This window comes from Methanomicrobium sp., from assembly GCF_055145805.1.
In genome coordinates this window covers 1-9,492 of the sequence record NZ_JBSREC010000004.1, presented here as the reverse complement: position 1 = coordinate 9,492, position 9,492 = coordinate 1, and the positions used below count along the sequence as shown (strand labels likewise).

Sequence of the window (9,492 nt, the reverse complement as noted above, 5' to 3'; positions counted from 1 at the left end):
TCACATTCAAAGATTCCGGCTGCTTTCCCTGGAAATAGAGGTAGCTGTAATTAGCAGCATCCTTCTCAGCATCAGGGTCGGTTGAACTTATTACAAGCCCGTCGGATGTTGCCATTGTAAAAGAGTTCAGATTATAATGCCCGAAAAGTTCGATTAAATTCTTTTCGATTGAATTGGCTTTGTACAGCTTTGATGGTTCGGTTATCTCCTCTGCCGGCTCTGCTTTTTTCTCATTTTTGGCTTTTACAACTGGCTTTTTCTCTTTTGGTTCTGTTATCTTTTTGTTATCCGTATTTCCAACAGGTGCCTCTCTTTTCAGATGAAGCAGGATAAAAATATTCGTTATGAATATTAAAAGCAGAATTGCAGCAATAGCTGTAAGTATAAGATTTCCATATATTACTGTATCAACGGTCATTTTTCCTCCTCGTTTGATTCTTCACTTTTAATCAGATGATCGAGATTTATTTTCTTCAAAATGTCTTTTGCACTTTTTTTGAATTCCCTGTTTATAGAGTCTATCTCTGACTGATCGATTAATAAAATGAGATCATCCTCATAATTCTGTTTTTCTTCGGATTTTATAACCGGAGATTTCGGATCAGACTCGTTTTCTTCAGTTTTTTTCATATCTGAAGCAGGCTTTTCTTCTGTCTTCTGCCCTTTTTCTTCAGGCAAAATGCCGGCTGAAAATGACGGGAGTGCCGATATGTAATCTTCCCGGCTTATTGCAGATTTTGGATTAAACTCTTTTGCAAGTTTAATCTGCGGCTCACTGTAAACCGAAATCTCTGTTGCTGCCAAACTTTCTGGTGAGGAATAAATCTGAAAAAGAGCTTTTATTCCTGAGACTTTACGGGACTCTGCGAGAATTATCTCTCCATTGTCAAATACAAGTTCACCCTGAATTTCTCCGAACATTCCTGAACATGAGCCTGTAAATCTTTTCTCCCCAAGTTCACCTAAAACATCCTCAATTGCCACATCACGAACAAAACGTTCAAATCTGCCTCTGGGCAGTTTCATATTGATCAGTGGTGCGAAGAAATAATATTAATCTTCTGATTTATTTATTGAAAAAATGTTTGCTGCTAAATAATATTTGGAAGATATAAGCCGGGCGGGAATAAAATTTTGGACTCCACTCCGGATTTTCTCCTTTGTTTTTGGTTTTTTAATCTTAATACAGCTAAATTATCATATTCAGAACTGCTCCAACAAAAATTCCCAGAAAGAGAGTATAAAATGATACCATTGCTGCAATTTTTAGCCCCATCTCCCTGTATAAAACTGCTATTGTTGATATGCAGGGAACAAAAAGGACACTTACAACCGCAAATATATAGAGCTGTGCGGCAGTCATAACAGAACCGAGATCTGCTGTTCCCGCAAGTATTGCAAGTGTCTCAAATGCCATCTCCTTTCTTAAAATACCGAAGAGCAGGGATGTTGAAGCATAATCGGGAAGACCAAGCACAGAGAGCATTACAGGTGCGAATATATCCTGAAATGCCTGTATTATTCCAGTATACTGTAAGACTCCCAGAAAAACACTGCTTATAAGCAATAGCGGCATTGCGATAAACAAAAACTCTTTCATACGAAGCCATGCCCTCTGCAGAGTCTGCTTTAACCCTGGTCTTCGCATCGGGACCATCTCAAGGATCATTCCGAACTGATCTCCGGGAGCAAATCTTGTCAGAATAAGTCCTGTAATAATTATCAAAACAAATATTATCAGATATATTGAAAGGGCTGCTGCAATTCCGATAAAGACAGCGACGATTCCGGCGATTATCACAGTTCTTGCCGAACACGGAATCATTGTAATCAGAAATGATGCAATAACCTTCTCTCTTTTTGAAAGCTGCCGGATACTCATTATTGCAGGGACATTGCACCCGAATCCGAGAACCATCGGTATTAGTGCCTGTCCGTGCATTCCGACTTTGTGCATTGCCCTGTCTGCAAGAAATGCGGCCCTTGTCATGTATCCTGTATCTTCAAGGACTGAGACTATCATATAGAATACGAAGACGAACGGAAATGCAATCCCAAGTCCGGCCTCTATTGCGATCAGAAAAGAGAATGCAATCTGCTCCCAGAATGGCGAAAGTCCGAGATTATACATTGGTGCAATTAAAAATTCATCAAAAACCCCGACCAGAATTTCTTCCAGAAAAGATCCTATTAAAAAGACGCAGAGAAGTGTTGATATTAAAACAACAGCCATAATCGGCAGACCGGGAATTGTTCTTGTAAGAAGTCTGTCAATATTTCCTTTAACTGCCAAATCTCCCTTCGTTGTCACCTCTGCGGCTATCTTTTTTGCATCATTATGCCTGTTTGCGGCAATTATCTGGTGGACTGACATTCTGTGCTGCTCTTCAATCTCGGCATTTATTGTCTTTGCAGACTCCAGAAGTTCGGCATCGGTGCCTGTTCCCAGGATCGCAAAAAGAGCATCAAGCCTTTGGCATCCGCTAATCTTCTGAAGGCTTCTTACTGCTGCTTCTACTGATTTATCATAGGGCACTCTGTGTTCCGGAATGCATGACTTCTCAAGAGCCGAAGGGATAATCTTTTCAATATTACGCCCTTCGATTGCAGCTGTTTTTAAAAATTCACACCTGAATATCTCAGAAAGCCTATCTGTATCAATAAAAAGCCCTGACTTTTCGGCTTCGTCCATCATGTTTAAGACGACAACTGTTGGAATCTCAAACTCGGCTATCTGTAACAGGAGGTAGAGGTTTCTCTCAAGGTGTGTTGCGTCAAGTACTGCGATAAGGACGTCCACATCTTTTTTTAACAGGCACCTGCGGACTTCGGCTTCCTCCTCAGAGAGTCCGTCAAGTGAATAAACTCCCGGAAAATCGACGATCTCAAACTTCTCACGCTGATAGCAGACGTTTCCGGAGAACATATCAACTGTTGTTCCGGGAAAATTTGAGATTTCAACGCCGATTCCGGTAAGATTGTTGAAAATAAGGGATTTTCCTACATTAGGATTTCCGATAAGACCGAATTTCAAAAAAAGTCCTCCTTATTATATTTATTAAATCTTCTCTGCAAAGACCGAAGATGCGATCTCAGGGCTTAACGCAACCTCGCAGGATTTAATTGTAACAACCATCGCACCGTTTGAGAGTCTTCGGTTTATCTCTATTATTTCTCCGGGTATCACTCCGAGATCATGGAGTCTGTTTGTGCGGCCGGGGCCCCCTTTTGTACAGAGTATCTTTACTTTATCATCTTCAGAAAATGTTGTGAGAGGATTTCCTGTACAATTTTTTGTTTGATTGAAAATTCCATGCTCTTTTCTCTGTCTTCTGCATCTCCCCGGGCCGCCCAGGTAATTTTGGAGACGTTTTATTGTATCATCGGATGCGCCGTGTTCAAGTGTGCATGCTTCCTTTGAGGCGGCATCAGGCTCCATACCAAGCATTTCTGTTAAAAAATATTCCAGAACACGATGCTTTTTAATTATGCATTCTCCTGTTCTTCTTCCCTCGTCTGTGAGGGTTATTGTTTTGTCTTCCCCGATTTTTATATATCCAAGTCTCTCAAGTTCAGATAAGTCCTCTTCTATATCCGAAGGATTCTTCTCAAAAACCTCTGAAAATTTTTTGAGGGAATCCGGCGTAATTATTCCGAATGAGTGATTTATTATTCCTTCAAGATAATCTTCGCATTCATTTTGGTGCATAAATCTACATAATATCTGCAGGTAAAAAAGAAAAAGATTGGTATTATTAGGAAAAACGATAAAAACCTAAAGGTATCAGAGGCACCAGTATAACATAAAGCGTGAAGGCCGAAGGTCTCAAAGGATAATTCTTCTTTTTATATCTGAAATACACCCCCTTGCCGGATTTTGGATTTATGAAATAAAAGAGTCCGCACATCCTTTGTATACGCCTTTTTACAGAGTGAATGGGGCTCAAAGGGGCTATAATGATTATTGCCGTCCTTTAAGGGATATGGCAGAAGAGATCTTATATTCAATATGCCGGTTTTTCCGGCAACAAAACATTATTGAAGTCATAATCCCTGATTAAAATATATCAAAGATGAATGAATCAGAGAAACAACCCCGAATTTTCTGGCATTCTCTTCCTATTGAGGATGTTTATGACAAACTAAGGACAGGTTCTCACGGTCTTTTGCCGGAAGAGGCAGCAAAGCGGCTTTTGCAATACGGCCCCAACAGTCTGCCGGTTAAAAAACCTCCCGGGATACTCGTCGTTTTTCTTCATCAGTTTAAAAGCCCTCTGATTTATATTCTTCTTATTGCCGCCCTTGTATCTTTTCTTCTGCATGATTACAAAGACGGATTTTTCATCCTTGCAGTCGTGATTCTGAATGCTGTTATTGGAATGGCACAGGAATGGAAGGCTGAAAAAAGCGCAAGCAGACTTCAGAGCCTGCTTTCTTTTACAACAACTGTTCAGAGAGGTAAAAAAGAATTATACATAAACGCTGTTGATCTGGTCCCGGGTGATCTGGTAATGCTTGAGTCAGGCAGCCGGGTACCTGCAGATCTTCGTTTAATACATGAAGCTAACCTGAGTATTGACGAGTCGCTTCTTACAGGTGAATCAGTTGCGGTTGGAAAGAAATTAACCGTACTGGAAGGCAAAATTCCCCTAAGTGATATGAAAAACATGGCTTTTGGCGGGACGACTGTTTTGAATGGAAGGGGTGTCGGAGTTGTCACTGCTACAGGGTCCGGGACCGAAGTAGGAAAAATCGCAAAGGCTGTTGCAACTGCCGGTATTACAAAACCTCCGCTTCTTATAAGAATGGAGAAGTTTTCCCGCGATATTGGAATTCTGGTAATTGTTTCATGTCTCTTTATGTCAGTTATAATGCTTTCAAAAGGCACTCCTGCAACAGAAGTATTCTTTTTTGCGGTTGCCCTTTCTGTTTCTGCCATACCGGAAGGTCTTCCTGTTGCAATCACGGTTGCCTTATCAATCGCAACAACCAGGATGGGAAAAAGAAATGTTATTGTAAGGCGCCTTGCTGCAGTTGAAAGTCTTGGAAGCTGTACAATGATTGCAACCGATAAGACCGGAACACTCACAGTAAACGAACAGACTGTAAAAAGAATAATTCTTCCTGAGGGCAGTGTTTATGAGGTTTTCGGCGCCGGATATACCGGAGAGGGAATAGTAACCGGTTTAAATGGAGAAACTCCCGATTCCTTTCGGGATGGTCTTTTACAGAATCTTGCTGTTACAGGTGTAATCTGCAATGAAGGGAATCTTTACAAAGATGACGGGATGTGGGTTCATCACGGCGATTCAATGGATGTGGCAATTCTTTCATTTGCCTATAAAACAGGCATTGAACCTGACAGAATTCAAAATAATATCCGGATAAACGGGACTGTCCCTTTTGAACCGGAAAAGAGGTATTCTGCAGTATATTATACTGATGAGTCCGGTAAGATCAAAATCGCTGTAAAGGGAGCATATGAGGTAATATCCCAATACTGTTCAAATATTCAGACTTTGGGTGGCAATATGCCGCTTGATAGTAAAAAAACAGATGAGCATCTTCAGATGCTCGCAAAAAAAGGCTACCGTGTCCTGGCATTTGCAGAAGGATCTATTAATGAGATGCCAAAAGATAGTCTTGAACTTTCAAAGGTAAGCCCCTCACTTACATATCTTGGTATTGCCGGTTTTATTGATCCGTTACGACCTGGTGTTAAGCAGGCTGTCTCAATGTGCAGGGATGCAGGTGTTGATGTTGCAATGGTAACAGGTGATCATCCTGATACTGCATATGCAATAGGAAAAGAGCTTGGTCTTGCAGATTCCGAGTCCTCTGTTGTAACGGGAGGAGCACTTGAGGAGATTGAATCCTCTACATTACCTGTGTTCTTTGAAAAGGTACGGCTGGGCCGGATATTTGCCCGTGTAAGTCCGGTACAAAAGCTTCAGATAGTAGATACTATGGTTAAAAGCGGCCATTTTGTTGCGGTTACCGGAGATGGTGTAAATGATGCACCTGCACTCAAAAAGGCAAATATCGGAGTTGCAATGGGTTCCGGAACAGATGTTGCAAAAGACACGGCTTCGATGATAATAACGGATGATGATTTTTCATCAATTGTGGCAGGCATTGAAGAAGGAAGATATGCCTATGACAATATCAGAAAAGTTACATATCTGCTTATATCAACCGGTTTTGCCGAGATAATTCTTTTTACACTGGCTCTTTTTGCAGGACTTCCTCTCCCTCTTCTTGCTGTGCAGCTACTCTGGTTAAATCTTGTAACAAACGGTATACAGGATGTCGCACTGGCGTTTGAGAAGGGAGAACCTGAGACCATGAAACGTAAACCCAGAGATCCAAAAGAAGGAGTATTCAATCCGCTTATGATTCAGGAAACAATAATTTCTGGTGTTGTAATCGGCATTATTGCATTTTCCACATATTTCTGGCTGATGGCACAGGGATGGGATGAGTTCTCTGCCAGAAGCGTTCTGGTTCTTTTGATGGTTCTTCTGGAAAATTTCCATGCTTTGAATTGCAGGTCGGAATACAGGTCATTATTCAAAATTCCGTTTAAGAATAATTATTACCTGATATTTGGAATTTTAGCTGCACAGGGGATTCATATTATTGCCATGATGACACCTTTTATGCAGGATATGCTCAGTATAGGCCCTGTTGATTTTATGACATGGGCAGTTCTCCTTGGTCTTGCATCCGTAATAGTCCTGATTATGGAGCTCTTTAAATATTTCAAATTCAGATTCCGGAAAAAAACCGTATTATAATGATGCAGGGAATAAGGTTTTGAAAAAACGTGAATAGGTTTTCTATAGAAACGGGAAATCAGAATCAGATATTAAAATTATTATCTTTATTATCAGTCCCGATATTCTCCTGATTTTTTTTTGATTTAGGAAATTACTGTAAAAACTCAATATATATATCTGCAAAAATCAAAATGTAACCAGAACCTTTAATAAAAAAATCCGGAGAGTTAACTTTTGAAATCTGTCCTTGTTGTAGATGATGAGCCTGTTGTTCTGGAACTTTTTGAGGGGCTTATTGAAAAAAATAACCGGAATATTAAGCTTGAATGCTGCACTTCTCCGTATGAGGCAATAAAAAAAGTCTCTGAATATGATTTTGATGCAATTATTTCGGATTACAATATGCCCGGGATGACCGGTACTGAACTGCTCAGAAAATTGAGAGATTCCGGGAATGAAATCCCGTTTATACTTTTAAGCGGCTTATGTCAGGACAAAATTGCATCTGATGCCATAAATGAGGGTGTCGATTATTTTCTGCTTAAAAATCAGAATTTTCCTGAACAGATAAACAGACTTGAGGAGATAATCTCCATGGCTGCAAAACATAAATCGGGCAGGAATAATGACAGTTTTCATGAGGCAAAATACAGGTCCCTGATAGAGTCCATGGATGACTCAATCTATATGGTGGATAGGGAATGCCGTTACCTTTTCATGAATAAAAAGCATCTTGATAGGATAAGCAAAACAAGTGAAATATACAGGGGCAGAAAGTATCAGGATTTTCATACTCCTGAAGAATCCGAAAAATTCTCAGACATGATTGGCAGGATCTTTTCAACCGGTGAAGAGATTGAGGAAATATACGAAAAAGACAATAAAAAATATGTCAGGATATTCAGTCCTGTCAGAAGTATAAACGACGAAAAAATAATTGCATCAAATGTCATCTCAAAGGAGTTAACAAAAACAGAAGGCGAAATTGTTGAGGATTCCATATATATAGTTGATGAAGACTGCAGGTATCTCTCAATTAACACAGAGCATATGCAAAGACTCGGGATAAACTGTGAAGATACATACATCGGAAGAAGCTATGATGAATTTCACCCAAAAGGAAAGAACGAGACCTTTTCACGCATAGTAAAGCAGGTCTTTGAAACAGGGGAATTATTAAAAGATGAGTATCTTTCCGGAAATTTGCACTTTACAAGAAGATTCTGTCCTGTTAAGGATATTTCAACTGATGAGGTAATTGCTGTTACAGTAGTCTCAACAAATGTAACTGATCAGAAGATTACTGAAAAGAGCCTTATTGAGGCAAATAAAAAAATAAATCTTTTAAACAGCATTACAAGGCATGACATTCTCAATCAGATGACAGTACTTCAGGGATATCTTGAGCTTTCACTAAATATTTCAGAAGACGAAGAGCAGAAGGTATTTCTTGAAAAACAAAAAAAAGCAGCAGATACGATATATCACCAGATTTGCTTTACAAGAGATTATCAGGACGTTGGAGTTTCAGCCCCGGGATGGCAGAATGTCGCAGAACTGATAGAAAAGGCAGAAAAAAGTCTTGATATGCACGGGATAAAAATTGTAAACCGGTGTTGTCATCTGAAAATATTTGCGGACCCTCTTCTTGAGAAAGTATTTTACAACCTGATTGAAAATTCGGTCAGGCATGGTGAAAAAATATCCGAAATATCATTATATTATGAAAAAATCCCTCACGGGATAAGGCTCATATATGAAGACAATGGTCTCGGAATAAGGGATGAGGAGAAGGAAATCATATTCAAACAGGGCTATGGGAAAAATACAGGTCTTGGTTTATTTCTTATAAGAGAGATTTTGTCAATCACCGGCCTTGAAATCCATGAAACAGGAATTTATGAGAAAGGAGCAAAGTTTGGAATCGATATTCCTGAAAAGATCTATTCTGAATAGACATTTTTAAAAAAAGTCATGAGAATTATCTAAAATTACTTTTGATATAATTAAATCTGACTGATATTACGCCGGATAAAAGGATATGGTCTTTAAGGTTCATTCCACTTAAAGACAGGCATGTTGCAGCTGTGTTTTATCCCTTTGTTTTTGAAATATTGCTGGTGATAGTCTTCAGCCCTCCAGAAATGCTCTGCCGCCTCAATTGCAGTTGTGATAAAAAGACCCTTTTCTTCAAGTCTTTCTTTCAGTCTTAATGCTGTTATCTTCTGCTCTTCATCTGTATAGAAAATTGCCGATCTGTACTGGCTTCCGATATCAGGCCCCTGCCGGCCGGTCTGTGTAGGATCATGCATCTCAAAAAAGTGCTCTGCAAGTTTTTCGTAACTCAGTCTTATAGGATCATAAGATACAAAGACTGTCTCTGCATGGCCGGTTTTGCCTGTGCAGACTTCGGGATATGTCGGGTTGAGAGTTCTTCCGCCCATGTAACCGACCGAAGTCTCAATAATACCCTCTATTTCCCTGAAGCAGTATTCCACTCCCCAGAAGCAACCGCCGGCAAAAAAAGCCCTTTTGTAATCCACCTTATTTTCAGGCACAAAATAAAGAGAGACTGAGTTTACGCAGTGCCTTATGTTTTTTGGTGTTAAATGTTCACCTTTGAATACATGGCCCAGGTGGGCACCGCAGTTTGCACAGACAATCTCTGTTCTGACTCCGTCCTCATCTTTAAGATGTTTTATTGCTCCTTTCA

General features: G+C 39.9%; 6 protein-coding genes and 1 pseudogene. 2 read left to right on the top strand and 5 right to left on the bottom strand.

Going from position 1 to position 9,492, the window contains the following annotated elements; translation table 11 throughout:
- From ACTB1O_RS00210 to ACTB1O_RS00195, 4 genes and pseudogenes are all read right to left on the bottom strand, one after another.
- Positions 1–418, bottom strand: a pseudogene (locus ACTB1O_RS00210) (hypothetical protein); the annotation flags it as partial.
- Positions 415–1,026 (bottom strand): hypothetical protein, encoded by a 612-nt coding sequence (locus ACTB1O_RS00205; protein WP_462993123.1) that lies wholly within the window; start codon positions 1,024–1,026, stop codon positions 415–417. The pseudogene ACTB1O_RS00210 and the gene ACTB1O_RS00205, both read right to left, overlap by 4 nt.
- A 163-nt stretch (positions 1,027–1,189) precedes the next feature.
- Positions 1,190–3,034 carry a ferrous iron transport protein B gene (gene feoB, locus ACTB1O_RS00200; RefSeq protein ID WP_462993122.1) on the bottom strand — a complete coding sequence of 615 codons (1,845 nt, stop codon included), beginning with the start codon at positions 3,032–3,034 and terminating at the stop codon, positions 1,190–1,192.
- 24 nt (positions 3,035–3,058) lie between these two features.
- Positions 3,059–3,709 (bottom strand): metal-dependent transcriptional regulator, encoded by a 651-nt coding sequence (locus ACTB1O_RS00195; RefSeq protein ID WP_462993121.1) that lies wholly within the window; start codon positions 3,707–3,709, stop codon positions 3,059–3,061.
- A gap of 364 nt (positions 3,710–4,073) precedes the next feature.
- Between ACTB1O_RS00195 and ACTB1O_RS00190 the strand changes: the two genes are divergently transcribed.
- Positions 4,074–6,797 carry a cation-translocating P-type ATPase gene (locus ACTB1O_RS00190; RefSeq protein ID WP_462993120.1) on the top strand — a complete coding sequence of 908 codons (2,724 nt, stop codon included), beginning with the start codon at positions 4,074–4,076 and terminating at the stop codon, positions 6,795–6,797.
- 216 nt (positions 6,798–7,013) lie between these two features.
- Positions 7,014–8,735: a response regulator gene (locus ACTB1O_RS00185; RefSeq protein ID WP_462993119.1), complete on the top strand. Its 1,722-nt coding sequence runs from the start codon at positions 7,014–7,016 to the stop codon at positions 8,733–8,735.
- Between the two features lie 92 nt (positions 8,736–8,827).
- On the opposite strand, the gene msrA is transcribed toward ACTB1O_RS00185, so the two are convergent.
- The coding region (gene msrA / locus ACTB1O_RS00180) for a peptide-methionine (S)-S-oxide reductase MsrA (protein WP_462993118.1) at positions 8,828–9,492 on the bottom strand (665 nt) is incomplete at its 5' end.

Bases quoted from the DNA above. Each gene is read 5' to 3' on its own strand.
- ACTB1O_RS00205 (WP_462993123.1), bottom strand. From the start codon at position 1,026: ATGAAACTGCCCAGAGGCAGATTTGAACGTTTTGTTCGTGATGTGGCA.
- ACTB1O_RS00195 (WP_462993121.1), bottom strand. From the start codon at position 3,709: ATGCACCAAAATGAATGCGAAGATTATCTTGAAGGAATAATAAATCAC.
- ACTB1O_RS00190 (WP_462993120.1), top strand. From the start codon at position 4,074: ATGAATGAATCAGAGAAACAACCCCGAATTTTCTGGCATTCTCTTCCT.